At 64.1% G+C, this 18,403-nt stretch carries 20 protein-coding genes; 9 read left to right on the top strand and 11 right to left on the bottom strand.

Annotated elements, in window-relative coordinates:
• Nucleotides 1-3: 3 nt before the first annotated feature.
• The 4 genes from MNBBLIKP_RS16805 to MNBBLIKP_RS16820 all read right to left on the bottom strand — a co-directional run bounded on the left by MNBBLIKP_RS16805 (nucleotide 4) and on the right by MNBBLIKP_RS16820 (nucleotide 4,071).
• Nucleotides 4-282 carry a BrnA antitoxin family protein gene (locus MNBBLIKP_RS16805; RefSeq protein ID WP_088311428.1) on the bottom strand — a complete coding sequence of 93 codons (279 nt, stop codon included), beginning with the start codon at nucleotides 280-282 and terminating at the stop codon, nucleotides 4-6.
• On the bottom strand, nucleotides 272-535 hold the full coding sequence (locus MNBBLIKP_RS16810) for a BrnT family toxin (protein ID WP_088311429.1): 264 nt from the start codon (nucleotides 533-535) through the stop codon (nucleotides 272-274). Before MNBBLIKP_RS16810 ends, MNBBLIKP_RS16805 begins: the two co-directional genes overlap by 11 nt.
• Nucleotides 536-593: 58 nt before the next feature.
• Nucleotides 594-2,906 (bottom strand): CDC48 family AAA ATPase, encoded by a 2,313-nt coding sequence (locus tag MNBBLIKP_RS16815; protein WP_088311430.1) that lies wholly within the window; start codon nucleotides 2,904-2,906, stop codon nucleotides 594-596.
• Nucleotides 2,907-3,285: 379 nt separating this feature from the next.
• Nucleotides 3,286-4,071, bottom strand: coding sequence for a universal stress protein (locus MNBBLIKP_RS16820; protein ID WP_088311431.1), 786 nt, complete (start codon nucleotides 4,069-4,071; stop codon nucleotides 3,286-3,288).
• Nucleotides 4,072-4,184: 113 nt separating this feature from the next.
• Between MNBBLIKP_RS16820 and MNBBLIKP_RS16825 the strand changes: the two genes are divergently transcribed.
• From MNBBLIKP_RS16825 to MNBBLIKP_RS16865, 8 genes are all read left to right on the top strand, one after another.
• Nucleotides 4,185-4,838, top strand: a complete 654-nt coding sequence (locus tag MNBBLIKP_RS16825) for an HAD-IA family hydrolase (RefSeq protein WP_088311432.1) — start codon at nucleotides 4,185-4,187, stop codon at nucleotides 4,836-4,838.
• A gap of 100 nt (nucleotides 4,839-4,938) precedes the next feature.
• Nucleotides 4,939-5,649 (top strand): CoA transferase subunit A, encoded by a 711-nt coding sequence (locus tag MNBBLIKP_RS16830; RefSeq protein WP_088311433.1) that lies wholly within the window; start codon nucleotides 4,939-4,941, stop codon nucleotides 5,647-5,649.
• Nucleotides 5,649-6,098: a hypothetical protein gene (locus MNBBLIKP_RS16835; RefSeq protein ID WP_088311434.1), complete on the top strand. Its 450-nt coding sequence runs from the start codon at nucleotides 5,649-5,651 to the stop codon at nucleotides 6,096-6,098. Before MNBBLIKP_RS16830 ends, MNBBLIKP_RS16835 begins: the two co-directional genes overlap by 1 nt.
• A complete protein-coding gene (locus tag MNBBLIKP_RS16840; protein ID WP_088311435.1) occupies nucleotides 6,095-6,754 on the top strand; it encodes a CoA transferase subunit B in 660 nt (219 codons plus the stop codon). The genes MNBBLIKP_RS16835 and MNBBLIKP_RS16840 overlap by 4 nt, the downstream gene beginning before the upstream one ends.
• 577 nt (nucleotides 6,755-7,331) lie before the next feature.
• On the top strand, nucleotides 7,332-8,465 hold the full coding sequence (locus tag MNBBLIKP_RS16850; RefSeq protein ID WP_088311437.1) for a nitronate monooxygenase: 1,134 nt from the start codon (nucleotides 7,332-7,334) through the stop codon (nucleotides 8,463-8,465).
• Nucleotides 8,466-8,759: 294 nt separating this feature from the next.
• Nucleotides 8,760-9,242, top strand: coding sequence for a hypothetical protein (locus MNBBLIKP_RS16855; protein ID WP_088311438.1), 483 nt, complete (start codon nucleotides 8,760-8,762; stop codon nucleotides 9,240-9,242).
• On the top strand, nucleotides 9,211-9,426 hold the full coding sequence (locus MNBBLIKP_RS16860) for a hypothetical protein (protein WP_140420641.1): 216 nt from the start codon (nucleotides 9,211-9,213) through the stop codon (nucleotides 9,424-9,426). Before MNBBLIKP_RS16855 ends, MNBBLIKP_RS16860 begins: the two co-directional genes overlap by 32 nt.
• Nucleotides 9,427-9,471: 45 nt before the next feature.
• Nucleotides 9,472-10,155 carry a glutathione S-transferase family protein gene (locus MNBBLIKP_RS16865; RefSeq protein ID WP_088311440.1) on the top strand — a complete coding sequence of 228 codons (684 nt, stop codon included), beginning with the start codon at nucleotides 9,472-9,474 and terminating at the stop codon, nucleotides 10,153-10,155.
• Here the strand turns inward: MNBBLIKP_RS16865 and MNBBLIKP_RS16870 are convergent.
• The 6 genes from MNBBLIKP_RS16870 to prfA all read right to left on the bottom strand — a co-directional run bounded on the left by MNBBLIKP_RS16870 (nucleotide 10,152) and on the right by prfA (nucleotide 16,465).
• Nucleotides 10,152-10,568, bottom strand: a complete 417-nt coding sequence (locus tag MNBBLIKP_RS16870) for a hypothetical protein (RefSeq protein ID WP_088311441.1) — start codon at nucleotides 10,566-10,568, stop codon at nucleotides 10,152-10,154. The two genes, MNBBLIKP_RS16865 and MNBBLIKP_RS16870, sit on opposite strands and share 4 nt — an antisense overlap.
• 3 nt (nucleotides 10,569-10,571) lie before the next feature.
• On the bottom strand, nucleotides 10,572-11,777 hold the full coding sequence (metK, locus tag MNBBLIKP_RS16875; protein ID WP_088311442.1) for a methionine adenosyltransferase: 1,206 nt from the start codon (nucleotides 11,775-11,777) through the stop codon (nucleotides 10,572-10,574).
• Nucleotides 11,778-11,820: 43 nt separating this feature from the next.
• Nucleotides 11,821-13,404, bottom strand: a complete 1,584-nt coding sequence (gene lnt, locus MNBBLIKP_RS16880; protein ID WP_088311443.1) for an apolipoprotein N-acyltransferase — start codon at nucleotides 13,402-13,404, stop codon at nucleotides 11,821-11,823.
• Between the two features lie 28 nt (nucleotides 13,405-13,432).
• The gene (locus tag MNBBLIKP_RS16885; protein ID WP_254913102.1) at nucleotides 13,433-14,326 is read right to left on the bottom strand and encodes a DUF4167 domain-containing protein; all 894 of its coding nucleotides are present in this window, start codon (nucleotides 14,324-14,326) and stop codon (nucleotides 13,433-13,435) included.
• A 196-nt stretch (nucleotides 14,327-14,522) separates the two neighbouring features.
• Complete coding sequence (gene prmC / locus MNBBLIKP_RS16890) at nucleotides 14,523-15,401, bottom strand: peptide chain release factor N(5)-glutamine methyltransferase (protein ID WP_254913103.1); 879 nt, start codon at nucleotides 15,399-15,401, stop codon at nucleotides 14,523-14,525.
• A complete protein-coding gene (prfA, locus tag MNBBLIKP_RS16895) occupies nucleotides 15,398-16,465 on the bottom strand; it encodes a peptide chain release factor 1 (RefSeq protein ID WP_088311444.1) in 1,068 nt (355 codons plus the stop codon). The genes prmC and prfA overlap by 4 nt, the downstream gene beginning before the upstream one ends.
• Nucleotides 16,466-16,533: 68 nt before the next feature.
• On the opposite strand from prfA, the gene MNBBLIKP_RS16900 reads away from it, so the two are divergent.
• The gene (locus MNBBLIKP_RS16900) at nucleotides 16,534-16,848 is read left to right on the top strand and encodes a GIY-YIG nuclease family protein (protein ID WP_088311445.1); all 315 of its coding nucleotides are present in this window, start codon (nucleotides 16,534-16,536) and stop codon (nucleotides 16,846-16,848) included.
• A gap of 185 nt (nucleotides 16,849-17,033) precedes the next feature.
• On the opposite strand, the gene hisS is transcribed toward MNBBLIKP_RS16900, so the two are convergent.
• Nucleotides 17,034-18,356, bottom strand: a complete 1,323-nt coding sequence (gene hisS / locus MNBBLIKP_RS16905; protein ID WP_088311446.1) for a histidine--tRNA ligase — start codon at nucleotides 18,354-18,356, stop codon at nucleotides 17,034-17,036.
• Nucleotides 18,357-18,403 lie beyond the last annotated feature (47 nt).

Consider the following 18,403-nt stretch of genomic DNA (forward strand, 5'->3'; position numbering starts at 1 on the left):
AGTTCAGTTGAGCGCAGCGCGCAGTGCATCATTCATCCGCCGCTGCCAGCCCGGCCCGCTAGCGCGCCAGCGTTCAACCACGTCCGGATCGAGCCGCAAAGTGATCGACTTCTTGGCATCGGCCTTGACTGACCCGACCGGACGACCCCGCCTGCCTTTGCCAAAGGCCGCCAGCACTTCGGGCGGCAAGACCTCCGCTGCCGGACGCGCGCGGGCGAAGTCGGCTTCGGTCCATTCCGGATTTTCGTCATCAAACAGGATCGGCTTGTTCTTATCGCTCATAACGGCGCATTTCCTTGTCATGGGCCCGGCGGAAGCTGATCGCTCGCACCGCTTCATCCGAAACAGCGAAAACCAGGCAATAGACCAGGCCCTCGATCCGCCCGTAGGCGCGGTAGCGCAGTTCCCCATAGTCTTTGCGGTCGTCAACCACGACCATAGCGGAAGCAAGATCGAGCCGAGCGGAATCGGCCAACGACAGGCCATGCTTGTCGCGGTTGACCGCATCCTTAGCCGGGTCGAATATGATCTCCACGATTTATCTGTAGCTTCAATTAAATATCGACACAACAATTAATTGCCGCTACAGAAAATTACCCATGCTTCTTGTCCCGGATCGGCGCGACCATGCCGGGGGCTAGGAAGCCGATCTGAGTGGCAGTGACCTGGGCGGCGCGCTTTTTGAGTTCGCCTTTCATCTTCAGGTATTCGCCTTCCATCTCCTCGCTGACCGTGGCGCGCGATTCGGCCAGGGCTTCGGCAAAGTCGGCGGCGTTGACCTTGTTGGCATTGGCCCCCTGCCGCCGGATCGCGTTGAGCCCGGCGCGGCGGGTCAGGTCTTCCAGATCGGCCCCGGTAAAGCGTTCGGCCTGCGCGGCGATTGCGCCCAGATCGACATCTTTGGCCAGCGGCATCTTCGCGGTGTGGATCTTCAGGATGCGTTCGCGGCCTTTGGCATCAGGCGTGCCGACATAGACCAGCTCGTCCAGTCGGCCGGGCCGGAGCAGTGCCGGATCGACCAGTCCGGGGCGATTGGTCGCCCCGATCAGCACCACGCTGGACAGTTCCTCCATCCCGTCCATTTCGGCGAGCAGGGTGTTGACCACCCGCGCAGTCACTTGCGGCTCGTTCGCGCCTGATCCGCGCGCGGGAACCAGACTGTCGATCTCATCGATGAAGATCACGCACGGCGCGACCTGACGGGCGCGGGCGAACAGACGGCTGATCTGCTGCTCGCTTTCGCCGTACCATTTGGACAAGAGGTCGCTGGACTTGATCGAGATGAAGTTCGCTTCACTCTCCTTGGCCACGGCCTTGGCCAGCAGGGTCTTGCCGGTGCCGGGCGGGCCATAAAGCAGGAAGCCTTTGGCCGGGCGGATCCCCAGCCGCCGGAACGCGTCGGGGTTCTTCAGTGGCAGTTCGATCCCTTCGCGCAGCTTTTCCTGCGCCTCGTCCGCGCCGCCGATGTCGGCCCAGCCGATGTTGGGCACCTGCACCATCACTTCGCGCATCGCGGAAGGCTGGACGCGCTTCAGCGCGGCAAGGAAATCGTCGCGGGTGACGTTGAGGCTTTCGAGCACGTGCGGCGGCACGGTCTGCGCCTCCAGATCAAGCTGCGGCATGATCCGCCGAACCGCCTCGATCGCGGCCTCACGCGCCAGAGCGCCCAGATCCGCGCCGACAAAGCCGTGGGTGGTGCGCGCCAATTCGTCCAGATCGACGTCGGGGCTGAGCGGCATTCCGCGCATGTGGATCCCCAGGATCTCGCGACGGCCCTTTTCATCCGGCACGCCGACCACGATCTCGCGGTCGAACCGGCCGGGGCGGCGCAGCGCTTCGTCGATCGCGTCAGGGCGGTTGGTGGCGGCGATAACCACGATGTTGGACCGGGTGTGCAAGCCGTCCATCAAGGTCAGCAGCTGCGCGACCAGCCGCTTCTCCGCTTCGCCGGGCGTGCCCGAGCGTTTGGGCGCGATCGAATCGATTTCGTCGATAAAGATGATCGATGGGGCAGCTTTGGCGGCTTCCTCAAACACTTCGCGCAGGCGGCGTTCGCTTTCACCATAGGCGCTGCCCATTATTTCCGGGCCGTTGATAGTAAAGAAGCTGGCGTCGCTTTCGTTCGCGACGGCCTTGGCCAGCCGGGTCTTGCCGGTCCCCGGCGGGCCGTGCAGAAGCACGCCCTTCGGCGGATCGACGCCCAGGCGCGTGAACAGTTCGGGATAGCGCAGCGGCAGTTCGACCATTTCGCGCAACTGGCGAATGGTATCGCCCATCCCGCCGACGTCGTCATAGTTGACCTCGCCCCGCCCGGCGCGGGCTTCCTCAAATTCCTCGCGCAGTTCGACTTCGGTGTTCTCGTCGATATGGACAATGCCCTTGGGCAGGGTCGAAACCACGTTGAGCCGGATTTGCGTGAGCGCGAAGGCCGGGGCGTTGAGCATCCGCGCGACCTGCGGCGGCATGTCGCGCACCGGGGTCTGGCCGGTGGTGGCCACCAGATCACCGGCCAGCAAGGGCCGCCCAAAGAAGTTGCGCTTCAGCGCTTCGCCCGGCCCCTGCAGCTTCATTTCGCGCTGGGCGGGCGCGAAGACGACGCGCTGAGCGGCGCGGCTTTCACCCTTGCGGACCTGCACGTGATCGCCGCCGCCAACTTCGGCATTGGCGCGCTGCAACCCGTCGAGCCGGATGACGTCGAGCCCTTCATCCTCGGCATAGGCCAGCACGGCGCGCGCGGCGGTGATGCGCTTGCCCTCGATCTCGACCACGTCGCCTTCGGTGATGCCCAGCACGCCCATCGCGCTTTTGGGCAGGCGGGCGATGCCCTGCCCGCTTTCTTCCTGGCGCGCGGCGGCGACCTGGAGCTTGACTGCCTTGGTATCGGATATGGTGCTTGCTTCGGCCATGCGCTTCGTCCTGCTGCGGCCTTGGACAGACCGGTCGAGACGAAGCTAGGTATTCGCTGCGCGCTTTGCAAATGGCCCCGTGCAGCCCCGCCCAAAGCCCAGCAAAAAAAGACCCGGTCGTTTCCGACCGGGCCATGGAAGTTTTGGGAGAGGATGCCTGAAAGGCACGATCTAAATGCCTTCGACTCGGTTTTTGTGCAAGTGCGAAAAGGTCAAATCATGTTGCATTTAACGCAATCGTCGTTCAGTTTCGCGCAAGTTTGGCGCTTTTTTGGCGGAATTGCGTAGGATGCACCGCATGCAACACAGGGAAATTCGTATGCTCCGCATACGAATGCACCGCATTGCAGCATAAACAGAACCGCTATTTGCAGCCCGATCAGTGCACCAGCAACAGCGGCGGCGCAGCCTGTTCATCCAGGAAGAACCGCGTCACCCCGCCAAACAGGAATTCGCGCACCCGGCTGTGGCTATAGGCGCCCATCACCACCAGCTGCGCTCCCAATTGGGCACAGCGGGCGGCCAGCGTCTCTTCTACCGAATCGCCCCGCGACAGCTCGTGCAGTTCAGCCTTGATCCCGTGGCGCGAGAGGTAACGCAATGCGTCGGTGGGCGGGAAGCCCTGCGCCTTGTCATTCTCGACCGTCAGCACGTGAACTCCCTTGCACCCGCTCAGCAGCGGCGCGGCAGCGCGCAAGGCGTGGGCGGCTTCATCGCCCCCATCCCAGGCGATGCAGGCGGTGCCAACCGGCAGTCGCAAGGGGGCATGGTCTGGCAGCGCCAGCACCGGCGAGCGCGACACCAGCGCAAGGTCTCCCGCGATCCCGCTGCTGCGCGAAACAACAATCACGTCTGCCAGCCGCGCTGCGCTGGCCAAAGCGTCGATCGGGGCCAGTTCGTACTGGGCCACATCGAACGGCACGTCATCCCGCTCCAGCCGCCCGGCAAAGGCCTTGGCCAGTTCGTCATCGTCCTTGAGCGCGGCTTCCAGCGCCTCACGCGCGACATAGGTGCCGCCATAAGGATCGGTCGTGACGTAACGGTCAACCGGTGTGTCGATCAGCAGGGTGATGTGCCCTTCGTTCGCCCGCGCCAGATCCATGGCGGTGTCGAGACGAGCAGTCATGCCGGGGTCGCGGCCTGCCTGGACGAGGATGGAACGCATGGTCGATCTCCTTTCAGGCCCCCACCCTGTCGCAATAGCAGACCGCGCACCATGACTTGCGTCAATTCGCGTCCTGCGCCACTGCGCTGTCAACCAGAGAGGTGCGAAAGACCATGAGCCGCCGTTTCGACGCTGTCATTTTCGATTTCGGCGGTGTGATCACCGCTTCCCCGTTCGAAGCTTTCAACCGGCTTGAGGCCGAACGCGGGCTGCCGCGCGATTTCATCCGCCAGGTCAATGCCGCCAATCCGGACAGCAACGCCTGGGCCCAGTTCGAACGTGCCGAGATCGATGCCGCCACTTTTGACGCCCGGTTCAAGGCCGATGCCGCAGCGCTGGGCCACACGCTTGACGGCGCATCGGTGCTGGCGGTCCTGTCCGGTTCGATCCGCCCGGCGATGGTGACTGCGCTTGACCAGCTTAAGGTGGCGGGCTTTCGCCTGGCCTGCATCACCAACAATGTCCCATCCGGCCACGGCGCCGGCATGGCCCGCAGCGCTGACAGCAAGGACGCTTACGAACAGGTCTTTGCCCGGTTCGAACAGGTGATCGAAAGCAGCAAGGCCGGGGTGCGCAAGCCCGACCCGCGGATCTATCTGATGATGTGCGAGAAGCTGGGCCTTGAACCGGCCCAGTGTATCTACCTCGACGATCTGGGGATCAACTGCAAACCCGCCGCCCAGCTGGGCATGGCGGCGATCAAGGTGTCAAGCGGAGAGCAGGCACTGGCTGACCTTTCGGTCCTGCTTGAATTGCCGCTTGGCTGATTTGCAGTTGCGCGCGATGCAACCCCGCGCGCAATTGTTGCAATTGCATGCCGCCTGACGCTTCCCTAGCGCCGCCTGATTCGCTTGCCCCGGAGAACCCATGGCCAACAAGATCTATCCCGATGCCGCCAGCGCGCTTGATGGCTTGCTGCAAGACGGCCTGTTGATCGCCTGCGGAGGCTTTGGCCTGTGCGGCATTCCCGAACGCCTGCTCGATGCAGTGCGTGACAGCGGGGTCAAGGACCTGACCTTTGCCAGCAACAATGCCGGGATCGACAATGAAGGCATCGGCAAGCTGCTGCGTACGCGGCAGGTGAAGAAGATGATCGCCAGCTATGTGGGTGAAAACAAGGAGTTCGAACGCCAATACCTGTCGGGCGAACTGGAGGTTGAATTCTGCCCGCAAGGCACGCTGGCCGAACGGATGCGCGCGGGCGGCGCAGGCATTCCGGGCTTTTACACCAAGACCGGTGTCGGCACTCTGGTGGCTGAAGGCAAGGAGACCAAGGTCTTCCATGGCGAGGAATATGTCCTTGAACAGGGCATCTTCGCCGATCTGGCTCTGGTCAAGGCATGGAAGGCCGACACCACCGGCAACGTCGTGTTCCGCAAGACCGCGCGCAATTTCAACCAGCCGGCCGCAACCTGCGGCAAGGTCTGCGTGGTCGAGGTGGAAGAGATCGTCCAGCCGGGCGAGCTTGACGCCGACAGCATCCACCTGCCCGGCGTTTACGTCCAGCGCCTGATCTGCGGCGCGCCGTACGACAAGAAGATCGAATTCCGCACCACACGCACCACGGATATGGGCTGATGGCCGACGGCAGGCTCTGGTTGCTGGCAGCCGGCGTGCTGTGCCTGGCCGCCGCCCTGCTGCATCTGGCGTGCATTTTGGGCGGGCCGGATTGGTATCGCGCGTTGGGGGCGGGCGAGGAATTTGCCAGCGCGGCGGCAAATGGCAAACGCTTCCCGGCGGTGGTAACCAGCGGGATTGCGGCCATCCTGGCAGTCTGGGCCGCCTATGCCTTGTCTGCGGCGGGTTACCTGCCTGCCTTGCCCTTGCGCCGCACGGCTCTCGTCCTGATTACCCTGGGACTGACCGCGCGCGGCCTGGCTATTTTGGTGCCTGACTTTTGGCGCCCTGATCTGAGTTACAGTTTCAAATTGTGGTCGTCAGTGGCCGTGCTGGTTGTGGCTGCCTGCTTTGCGGCGGGCACCCGGCTTGCCTGGCCCGCACTTTCGCTGAAGGATACCGTTCAATGACCAAGCACGACGGACTGACCAAGGGCTGGAGCCGCGACCAGATGGCCGCCCGCGCCGCGCAGGAACTGCAGGATGGCTATTACGTCAACCTGGGGATCGGCATTCCGACGCTGGTGGCGAACCATGTGCCCTCGGGCATGACCGTGACGCTGCAGAGCGAGAACGGCATGTTGGGCATCGGCCCCTTCCCCACCGATGACCAGGTCGATGCGGACCTGATCAATGCTGGCAAGCAGACGATCAGCGAACTGCCGCATTCGGCCTATTTCGACAGTGCCCAGTCCTTCGCCATGATCCGGGGCGGCAAGATCGATCTGACCGTGCTGGGCGGGATGGAAGTGTCCGAAAATGGCGACATCGCCAACTGGATGGTGCCCGGCAAGATGATCAAGGGCATGGGCGGGGCGATGGATCTGGTCGCGGGCGTGAAGAAGATCATCGTCGTGATGGAACACTGCGCCAAGGACGGCAGCCCCAAATTCATCCCCAGCTGCACTCTGCCACTGACGGGGCGCAACGTGGTCGACATGCTGATCACCGACCTCGCGGTGTTTCGCCGTCCGGACCATGCCAGCCCGTTCAAGCTGCTCGAACTGGCCCCCGGCGTGACGGCAGACGAAGTCGCGGCGAAAACGACGGCAACGTATCTGGCCTGACAGGGCGGGGCCGAAATTCAGCCTCGGAATGGTTCACGCAGAGACGCAGAGAAGAAGCAGAGACGCAGAGAGGCTGCGCGTGCGGCGCAGCCGCTGTCCGATCCGCCATTACCCAAAACGCGGCGCGGATGGCTAGGTCACAGACCCATAACCAACGCCTTCGAGGCGTCCAAATGGCGAACATATCGGGCCGAAGCGAGTGCGGCAGGGGCTGATTGCCCCTGCAAGCGAGTTTCGGTTCGAGATGGAAGCCATTTGGACGTCCCGAAGGGATTTGGCCAAAATGGCCCATCCCAGCGTCGAGATGCCTTGAAATATCGACATATTCCCGCACCATCTCTCCTTGTGCTGGGCCATTTTGACTCAAACCTCGAAGGCGTTGGTTATGGGTCTGTGACCTAGAGCGGCTTCGCCGCAGGCGCTCCCTCCTCCGCGCCTCGCTTTCTTCCTCTGCGCCTCTGCGTGAACTATCCCAAAGATGCGCCAGAACGCCTTGCGCAGCGGGCACACCAACCTTGAAAGGTCTCTTGCCGCAACCCAACGCCCCGGCCATGATCTCACCCAAGAGGAGAGAATCATGGACAATCAGGTTTGCCGGCTGACCGGCTGCGAATTTCCGCTGTTTGCCTTCAGCCATTGCCGCGATGTGGTGGTGGCGGTCAGCAAGGCCGGCGGGTTCGGGGTGCTGGGGGCGACGCGCTTTACCCCCGATCAGCTGGAGGAAGAGCTCGCCTGGATTGACGCCCACATCGATGGCGCGCCCTATGGGGTGGATGTGCTGGTGCCCGAAACGATCGACCCGCGCGTGGCCGAATTTGCCGACAATGCCAGCCGCGCCGCCGCCATCTCTGACGATCACAAGCGCTTTACCGCAGGCCTGCTCGGCCAATACGGGATCGAAGCCAGCGCCGACAGCGTGGTCCATTACGAAGGCCGCGCCGGGATCACGCCGGAAAACGGCTATGCCCAGATGGACGTGGCATTCCGGCACCCGATCAAGCTGATCGCCAACGCGCTGGGGATCGCCCCGCCCCGGATGATCGAGGAAGGGAAGAAGCGCGGCATTGCGGTCGCCGCGCTGGTCGGGGCCAAGGAACACGCGCTGCGTCAGGCGGCGGCAGGCGTGGACATCATTGTGGCCCAGGGCGGCGAAGCGGGCGGCCACTGCGGTGAGGTTTCGACGCTGGTGCTGATCCCCGAAGTGGTCCGGGCGCTGAAGCAGGCCGGGGCGCAGATCCCGGTGCTGGCGGCCGGCGGGATCATGACCGGATCGCAGATGGCGGCGATGATGGCTGCGGGCGCGCAGGGCGCATGGACCGGATCGGTCTGGCTCGCCACCACCGAGGCCGAAACCAGCGAGGCCTTCCGCGACAAGATGGTCGCCGCGCGCAGCCGCGACACCGTGCGCAGCCGCAGCCGCACCGGCAAGCCCGCCCGCCAGCTCCGCACCGCCTGGCACGAGGCCTGGGACGGCGAAGGCAGCCCCGGCACCCTGCCGATGCCCTTGATGGGCATGGTCAGCGAACCCAGCTTTCAGAAGATCGAGAAAGCCGTGGTCAATGGCAACGAACAGGCCCGCGAACTGGTCAGCTATTTTGTGGGCCAGGGGGTTGGCCTGGTCGAACAGGTCCGCAGCGCCAAGGGCGTGGTCCAGGACTTCCGCGAGGAGTTCATCGAGGCCGTCAGCGATCTCAATGCCGCCTTGGGCTAAGCCGGGCGAAAGTTACAAAGGTCACAAAGGTCACAAAGGTCACGCGGAATCGCTGTTTTTACTGTGACCTTCGAACGTTTATTACTGACTCCTAGAATTTTATATCGACCTTTGCGAATTTTCTGACAAGCCCAACGGCATGCCAAAGCATGACAAAACCGGCGCGTGTAGGAAAGCGATAGTTGCGCCGGGCGCGCCGCGAAGCATGGCAAGGGAACCTTTGCCGCGCTGAAGCGTTACCCGGTCTGGCAAGGTGCGAATCCGGGCCTGCTCGCCATGCCGGAGTGATTGCCAATGCCCAGTACAGCCTTCCAGGCGCGCTATCTTGACGTGCTGGCCTCGATCTATCTCTACAACGAATACCGCGGCTATACCGCGCTGGACCGGGTGATCGAAGCGGTGCGGCTGCGCTGCCCGGATGATCCGCAATTCACCGCCGAAGTGATCCGCCACCGCGCCGATGAGCGCAAGCATTACGTGATGTTCAAGCGCTGGTTCGAACTGCAGGGGCGGATGCCGCTGCGGCTCGATACCCGCTTTGGTCATATCGACCGCTTCATCCAATGGGTGTTCGGCTGTTCGATCGACCAGCTTGATACCGGCAATGTCGTGGCCGATCCGGCCGAATTTGAGCGGCTGTGCCGCGTGATCATGTTAGGGTCAGGACCTATTAACCGAGCAACGCGGCTATGTGCAGGTCCAGACCCTGCTGCGCAGCCGCCACGTTCGTGCAGACCCGGTGCTGATGCGGATCTTCCGGATCGTTCACACGGATGAGCCGGGCCATTTCCTGCCCTATCAGCGCTGGCTTGAGCGCAAGGGCAAGGCAACCGCGCGCTGGAACGAGCGGCTGGCCGACTGGCTGATCCACAAGACGCTGATACTGGTCACCTTGCCCAGCCTGTTCCTGGATGCGGGCGCGACGCGATTGACCCGCTGGCCGGATGAGGTGGCAGCCTGACCCTGCGGGCTTGCCGCACGGCATTTGATCGTTAGGCTGGCCCGCATGACCTATACCCTGATCACCGCCAACCGGAACTATTCAAGCTGGTCCCTGCGCCCGTGGGTACTGATGAAGGCGCTGGGCATCCCCTTTGAAGACCGGCTGGAACCCTTCACCAAGCCCGACAATTACGAGGACTTCCGCAAGTTCTCTCCCACCGGGCAAGTGCCGGTGCTGATCGACGGCGCGCGGGTGATTGCGGATTCGCTGGGGATCGCGCTGTACCTGGCTGAACGTCATCCCGGGGTCTGGCCTGCTGACAAGGAAGCGCGCGTGTTCGCGCAGGGCGCGGTGGCGGAAATGCACGGCGGGTTCGGACATTTACGCAATGATTGCACCATGAACGTCGGGGTGCGGGTGCAACCCAAACCGATGAGCGAGGGCCTGCGCCGCAACGTGGCGCGGGTGCGCGAGATCTTTGAGCAGGGGCTGGCGCAGTTCGGCGGACCGTGGCTGGCGGGGGCGGAGTTCAGCGCCGCCGATGCCTTCTTCGCTCCCGTCGCCTTCCGCATCCGCACCTATGGGCTTGACGTGGGCAAAGGTCAGGCCTGGGTTGACCATGTGCTGGCCCACCCTGCCATGCTCGACTGGGAAGCCCAGGCGCTGGCCGAAACATGGCGCGAAGAAAGCCATGAGGAAGAGCTGGCAGCGGCCGGGGTGATTACGGCAGATTACCGCAAGGCCTAATTTGCCCGCACCGCCAGTTCGGCTTCGGCAATCTCGATTACGGGTACTTCCCAGGGGTGGAGCGTGACCAGCCAATCCAGCACCGCCTCGAACTCATCCTCGGGCGTGGCGGCATCGACGTGGATCGTGACCATCAGATTGGTCGAGACTTGCGTCTGCCCGGCAGCGCCCAGGGTCGGCCTGGCCCCGCCTTGCGGCTGGAACAGTTCCCAGCACGGGGAAATTTCGGCAACGGCCTGATACAGGCCAAAGTCACCCAGCGGATTGTCAGCGCGCAGAGCAGCCAGCAGGCCCGCGAACGAAGGATCGCTTTCAAGAGCCCCGGCATTGCCCGATTGCAGCGCCGCCAGCGTTTCTGCCGCGACCGGCCACGATAGCCGCAGAACCCGAACCCGACGCCGCGTTTGCGCCATGGCTCAGCCCAGCATTGCCTTCAGTTCTTCCACCAGATCGACCCGCTCCCACGGGAACATATCGCCTTCCGCCTTGCGGCCAAAGTGACCATAGGCGGCGGTCTTGCGGTAGATCGGCTTGTTGAGGCCCAGATGCGTGCGGATCGCGCGCGGGGTCAGCCCGCCAAGCTTGGGCATGGCGAGCAGCGCGGCTTCGATCTTGTCATCGCCCACCGTGCCGGTTTCGTGCGTATCGACGTAGAGCGACAGCGGCTTTGACACGCCGATGGCATAGGCAAGCTGGATCGTGCAGCGCGTGGCGAGGCCTGCGGCAACGACGTTCTTGGCCAGATAGCGGCTGATATAGGCCGCGCTGCGGTCCACCTTGGTCGGGTCCTTGCCCGAAAACGCGCCGCCGCCATGCGGGGCCGCGCCGCCATAGGTATCGACAATGATCTTGCGCCCGGTCAGACCCGCGTCACCATCCGGCCCGCCGATTTCGAAGCTGCCGGTGGGATTGATGAAGTATTCGGTTTCGCGCAGCAGCACGGGCGGGATCACTTCGGCAATCACCCGCTTTACATAAGCGTGCAGTTCGGCCTCTTTATCACCCTCGTCATAGCCCTTGGCGTGCTGGGTGGAGACGACCACAGCAGTCGCGGCGACCGGCAGGCTGCCTTCATAGCGCAGGGTGACCTGGCTCTTGGCATCGGGTTCCAGGAACGGGGCCGCGCCGGAATGGCGATCGGCGGCCATGCGTTCCAGGATCTTGTGGCTGTAATAGAGCGTGGCCGGCATCAGATCCGGGGTTTCGTCGGTCGCGTAACCGAACATGATCCCCTGATCGCCCGCGCCTTCATCCTTGTTGGCATTGGCGTCTACGCCCTGCGCGATGTGCGCCGACTGACCGTGCAGGCGGTTGATGAATTCGAACTTTTCCCAGTGGAAGCCGTCCTGCTCGTAACCGATTTCCTTGACCGTGCGGCGCACGGTGGCTTCGATTTCGTCCTGCGCGCCGGGGGCCCACTCGCCGTTCTCAAACACGCCCTTGCAGCGGATTTCACCCGCCAGCACCACCAGCTGGGTGGTGGTCAGCGTTTCACACGCGATCCGCGCTTCCGGGTCCTTGGACAGGAACAGGTCGACGATCGAATCCGAGATCTGGTCAGCCACTTTGTCAGGATGGCCTTCGGAAACGCTTTCAGAGGTGAACAGGTAGACGGTGCGCATCAATGCTCTCTCGATATAAAGCAAACTTTATGTCGCCGTGGTCCTAGTCAACCCGGCGGCGTCTGGCAACCAGCGACAGGCCAAGAAGAAGTGCGGCCAGGCCAAGCGGAAGCATGTTGCCCAGCTGCGCGAACAAGGTGGGTGCGCGTGGGTTCGGCAGAACGCCGTCGATCCGCCCGGCCTGCCGGTGCGGGACATAGTGTTCCACCGCCCCTTCGGCATTGATCACCGCGCTGATCCCGGTGGTGGTGGCGCGCAGCACCGGCAGCCCTTCCTCCACCGCGCGCAGCCGCGCCTGGGCCAAATGCTGGGGCGGGCCCCAGGCGCCGAACCAGCCATCGTTGCTGGGGTTGAACAGGAAAGCGGGGCGGTTATCGCGATCTACCACCTGCCCGGAAAAGATGATCTCATAGCAGATTTGCACCCCGGCCTTGCCAGAGGTCCCCAGATCGATCGAGCGCGGCCCCGGGCCGGGCCAGAAATCGATGTCCCCGGGCACCAGCCGCGCCAGCCCCAGCGGGGTCAGCAGCGCGCGCATCGGCAGGTATTCGCCATAGGGCACCAGATGGGCCTTGGCATAAGATCCCAGGATAGCGCCCTGTCCGTCCAGCGCCGTCACTGCATTGCGTGCGCCGATCACCCGGCGGCGATCCACTTCCAGATCGGTTGCCCCCGTCAGCAGCACGGTTTCCGGCCCCGTCAGCCGGGCCAGACGGCGACGCGCCAGCACCGGATCGGCACCGTAATTGTCAAGATAATAGACCTCTGGATAGCCTTCGCGCAGGTAATCGGGCACGCCGCTTTCCGGCCAGAGCAACAGCCGGGGCCGCCCCTGCTGGCCCGGCTGCCTTGCCGACAATGCGGCCAGGCGGCGGAAATTCGCCTCATACATCGCCGGATCGTTCAGCTGTTCCTGCGGGATCATCGGCTGGACCAGCGTGAAGACGGGGCCGCGCCGCGTGTCCGCTATGGTGGGTTGCGGCAGATACCACAGCGCGATCGGCAACAGCACCAGCAAGGCTCCGCGCCAGTCTGCCCGTCCCCGTCGCAAGGCAATCAGCCACGATCCCGCCAGCATCACGGCCAGCCCGGACAGGCCATAAGTACCAAACACCCGCGCCAGCAAGGCCGCGCCGGTCCGGTCGAACGGACCCAGCAGCAGCAGCCCCAGCGGGTTCCAGGCAAAACCGGTAAAGACCCAGCTGCGCAGCCATTCGGTGACAATCCACAGGCCGGCAAAGCTTAGCACCAGCGCCGCATAGTTCGCCCGGCCCAGCCGCCAGGCGCCCAGCACCGCCAGCATCGGATAGACCGCCAGATAGAGCGCCAGCAGCACCACAGCGCACCACCCCAGCCAGGCCGGCATGGCCGCCTGATAGGTGAACGCAGTGGCGATCCAGTTGTTGCCCAGGCTGAAATGGCCCACCCCGAACAGCCAGCCCAGCAGCGCCGCCCGTTTCCAATCGGGTGCACGGCCGATCAGTTCGATCAGCCCGGCCAGTGCCAGCAAGGCCAGCGGCCACAGCCCCACCGGCTGAAACCCGCAGGCGCTAAGCAGCCCCAGCAGCAAGGCCAGCTTGCGCGGGTGGTTCAGGGCGCGGTTCAGCCAGCCGGTCAGTCTGTCCATGGGGCGGGACTAACCGGACTAAAGCGGATTAGCCAACCGTTTCCAGCGCTTCGCCGCTTTCATCGGCGGCCGGGCGCTTGCGCGGGCGTCCGCGCTTGGGCTTGGCATCGGCAGCGGTGTCTTCCTCTGCCGGAGCGCTGCGCGAGGCACCGATCGCGGGGGGAAGCAGGCTGGGGTTGAGCCCGGCGGGGGCATCGTCCTCAGCGTGGCGATCGTTCCGGCGCGGACGGCTGTCACGCTCACCTTGCGGGGCGGTATCATCGCGGCGGGGGCGGCTGTCACGCTCACCTTGCGGCTGGTCATCGCGGCGGGGGCGGCTGTCGCGTTCACCCTGCGGCTGGTCATCGCGGCGCGGACGCCGGTCATCGCGGCGCGGGCGCAGGCCTCGGCCCGAGCCCGGGTTGTCGCCGCGCACGAAGGGGTTTTCAGGCGGTTCGTAAGGGTTGGCCGAAGCTTCACCCTCTGCCCCGTCACTGGCTTCTTCCGTATCGCCGCGCGATTCCTCGTCGCGGTCACGGCGCGGGCGTTCCTCGCGCTGCGGGGCGCGGTTGTAGCTGGGCTGGTCAAAGCTGGGGAAATCGTTGTTGTCGACCGAGAAATCGCCGGCATCGTCAGCCTGCTCATCCCCGCCTTCCCAGCGGTCTTCGCGGCGCAGGCGCTGTTCTTCAACCCGCTGGCGGCCATCGGCGATGACGCGGAAATAGTGGTCGGCGAACTGCAGATAGTATTCCGCTGTCACCCGGTCACCATTAAGGTGCGCGTCCTGGGCGAGCTTGCGATACTTTTCCAGCAGCTGCGGCGCATTGCCGCGCGCCCGGCTGTCAATCCGGTTGAGCTGCTGCCCCCCGTTTCCACCCTGCTGACGATTACCCCGGCCGCGACGCCGATTGTTGTTATTGTTCCCGCGATTGTTGTTATTCAAGGGTGACAATTCCCTACTCCAGCAGCCTGGTTCAGCCTTATCGCCGATCGGCCGCATGACATTGTGCCCTGGCTGCGCCTTGCCTGCCGGGGCCCCGACACTTGCGAACAGCGACGGCAGTTTGCCGTTCCGGTTGCAAATGTTGGAATTGACCGACGGGACACGCATTCGGTCCGGCGCTGGTCTGCCAATGCGCTTACGCGCTGTCCCCAGCCTTGCCAAGCGGAATCTTGAGTTCCAGCGCACGCGGGCGATCGGCAAGGTCAAGGTGGAGTGTAGCCGTGAACCCGGCAGCCGCGGCAATCGCCTCCACGGCCGGGGCCTGGCTGGCTCCGATCTCGACCATGGCGATCCCGCCGGGGGTGAGCAGCGCGGGCAGTTGCGGCAGCAGCAGCCGGTAGTCGTCCAGCCCCTCGGGCCCCGCAAACAGCGCTCCGCCGGGCTCATGGTCCCGCACCGACGGTTCGAGCGCGGCCTCGTCCTCAACATAGGGCGGATTGGCCAGAACCAGGTCGAATTGGCCAAGGCCTTGCGCCCATCCGCCTTGCGTCCAGTCCCGCCGGAGCAGCCGCGCCGGGCCGTTCGTTCCGGGCAAGCGCCGAGCGTTGTCGGTCGCCACCGCCAGCGCCGCGTCCGAACGGTCGATCCCGACCGCTTCCGCATCCGGCCATTCGTGCAGCGCCGCCAGCAGCAGGCAGCCCGATCCGGTGCCGAGATCGAGGACTCGGCGCGGCGGCGCGCCTGCAAAGGCCTGAACCGCCGCTTCGATCAGCGTCTCGCTATCCCCGCGCGGGATCAGCACATGCGGAGTGACGACAAAGTCCAGCCCCCAGAACCCCACGCTGCCGACGATATGCGCCACCGGCTCATGCCCGGCCCGGCGCAGCACCAGTTCGGCAAAGTGCGGAGGCGGTGCATCGCCCATCCGGCGCAAGAACAGTTCGCTGCGGCTGACCCCCAGGGCATGGGCCATCAGCACTTCGGCATCGAACCGCGCAGTGTCGGTGCGCGGGCCAAGCATCTGGGTCGCGGCGCGCACGGCCTCGTCCACGGTCCGGGCTGTGTCCAGGCTCACTCGCCCAGCGCCGCCAGCCGCTTGGCCTGATCTTCGGCCAGCAGCGCATCGACCAGTTCACCCAGCCCCGCGCCTTCCAGCACTTCGGTCAGCCGGTGCAGGGTCAGGTTGATGCGGTGATCGGTAACCCGGCCTTGCGGGAAGTTGTAGGTGCGGATGCGTTCACTGCGATCGCCCGAACCGACCATCGCCTTGCGCGCCGCGGCTTCCTCGCCATGGGCTTCCTCGCGCATCTTTTCATAGATCCGCGCGCGCAGCACCTGCATCGCCTGCGCCTTGTTCTTGTGCTGGCTGCGTCCGTCCTGGCAGGTCACCACCGTACCGGTGGGCAAATGCGTGATCCGCACTGCCGAATCGGTGGTATTGACGTGCTGGCCGCCCGCCCCCGAAGCGCGGTAGACATCGATCTTGAGGTCCTTGTCCTCGATCTGGACATCCACCTCATCCGGTTCGGGCAGCACCGCCACGGTCGCCGCGCTGGTGTGGATCCGCCCGCCGCTTTCGGTCACCGGCACGCGCTGGACGCGGTGAACGCCGCTTTCGAACTTCAGCTTGGCGAACACGCCGTTGCCGTTCACTTCGGCCACCACTTCCTTGAAACCGCCGATTTCGCTGGAATTGGCGCTGACCACTTCCACCCGCCAACCCTGTTCGGCGGCATAGCGTTCGTACATCCGCAGCAGATCGGCTGCGAACAGCGCGGCTTCATCGCCGCCGGTCCCGGCCCGGATTTCCAGCATGGCCGAGCGGCTGTCCGCCGAATCGCGCGGCAGCATGGCGATGGCGAGGCGATGTTCGGCATCGGGCAGCCGGGCGCTCAGCTCGGCCAGTTCCTCTTGCGCAATCGCGCGCATTTCGGGATCGTCGAGCATCGCCTCCAGCCCCGCAATCTCGCCGCGCATGGTGCTGACCTGTTCGGCCGCTTTGGCCACCGGCTCCAGCTCGGCATAGTCACGACTGGCGGCGATGAAGTCCTTGCCCTCCAACAGGCCCGAAGCCAGCCGCGCCTCGATTTCCGAGAAGCGGGCAGCGATCTGGTGGAGGCGGGCGTCGGTTACAGCCACCGACCTGCTTCCAATCCTTCGTCACCCTGAACTTGTTTCAGGGTCCATCGTGCCGCATGAACCACCCCATGCCGATTGAGCGAAACCCTTGCGTCTACATTCTCGCGAGCCAACCGCGCGGGACATTGTACATCGGCGTTACCTCCAACCCCGAAGGCCGCTTTTGGCAACACCGCGAAGGCGCGCTTCCCGGCTTTACCAAACGGCATGGGGTCAAGCGGTTGGTTTGGTTCGAGATGCATGGCGACATGGTATCCGCCATCACGCGCGAAAAACAGCTCAAGAACTGGCATCGCCAATGGAAGATCAATCTGGTCGAGGCGAGCAACCCGCATTGGGGCGATCTGGCGGTAGGGCTGGGTTTTCCGCCATTGAAAGGCTGACGTAGCGCCCCAACCACTCTCTCCCATACTTCCGTCATGCTGAACTTGTTTCAGCATCCATCGTGCGGTTTGCCCCAATCGAGCGAAGTTACCCGAACGGCGCGGCCTTGCTGCCCCACCACGCTCCGGTCTGCGCGGAGAAATGGACCCTGAAACAAGTTCAGGGTGACGATGTCTAAGCATGGTCAAATTGAAGAGGCTTGCCGGAAGCGCCGACCAAATCCTGGTCTAGGTGCACCCCCTAAGATATCGAGATACTTCGGATCTCGAATGGCATTCCGATAATGCGACTCGTCTATGTTGGTTTGCTGCCCAGTCACCATATTTTTCAACGTGATTTGATCCTGATATGCGCTCTCTAGGCCAAGCAAGATTGCGTAAGCAGCCTGGACTTCATCGGCCTTCTTGAGCCGCTTCTTGAAGTTACCGCGGAACGGCAGATCGACCGAATAACCATCAGAACGCAATTCAGCAGCGATCTTCATAGCGCGATCTAGATGGTTGGCATCCGAAGGGACTACAGCAAAGTCAGCAGGCTCTTCGAACGCCTTGCCGCTATCCCCCACCAACATCGCCAGCCGCTCAATCCCCGCAGCCCAACCCACCGCCGGGGTATGCGCGCCGCCGAGTGATTCGATCAGCCCGTCATAACGCCCCCCGCCCAGCACGGTGCCTTGCGCGCCCAGCCGGTCGGTGACGAATTCAAACGCGGTGTGGCGGTAATAGTCGAGCCCGCGCACCAGCGATGGTGCACGGGTCCATTGCACCCCCGCCGCGTCCAGCCCGCCGGTGACCTTGGCGAAGAACGCCTGCGCCTCGTCCGACAGGAAATCGTCGATCTTCGGCGCATCGCCCACGAACACCTTGTCGCGCGGGTCCTTGCTGTCGAGGATGCGCAGCGGGTTCTTTTCCAGCCGTTCCTGCGAATCCTCGCTCAGCTCGCCCTGCACTGCGCGGAAGTAGTCAACCAGCGCGGCGCGCCAGGCTTCGCGGCTGGCGCCGTCGCCCAGGGTGTTGAGCATCAGGGTGACGCCGTCAGCGATGCCCAGTTCCTTGAGCAATTGATCCGCCATCACCAGCAGTTCCACATCCGCCTGCGGTTCCCCCGCGCCCAGAATCTCGGCGTCAAGCTGATGGAACTGCCGGTAACGCCCCTTTTGCGGGCGCTCATAGCGGAACAGCGGGCCGTGCGTCGCGACCTTCAGCGGCGCGTGTTGCTGCCAGCCATTGGACAGGAACGCGCGGCAGATGCCGGCGGTGAATTCGGGGCGCAGGGTCAGCGAATCGCCGCCGCGATCCTCGAACGAATACATTTCCTTGGACACCACGTCAGTGGTCTCGCCGATGCTCCGGCTGAACACTTCGGTCTTTTCGAACACCGGCATTTCGATCCGGCGAAACCGGTAGAGTTTGCGCACCCGTTCAAAGGTTTCGACAACATGCGCGAACGCCTCGGCCTCTGCGCCGAAAATGTCCTGGGTGCCTCTGATGGCTTGCGGTGTGCTCATGGGAAGCGCGCTTAGCCGTGTAATGCGGCAAGGTGAAGCCCTTTGGC

The sequence above is a fragment of the Novosphingobium sp. B 225 genome (genome assembly GCF_002198665.1).
Classification (GTDB): domain Bacteria; phylum Pseudomonadota; class Alphaproteobacteria; order Sphingomonadales; family Sphingomonadaceae; genus Novosphingobium.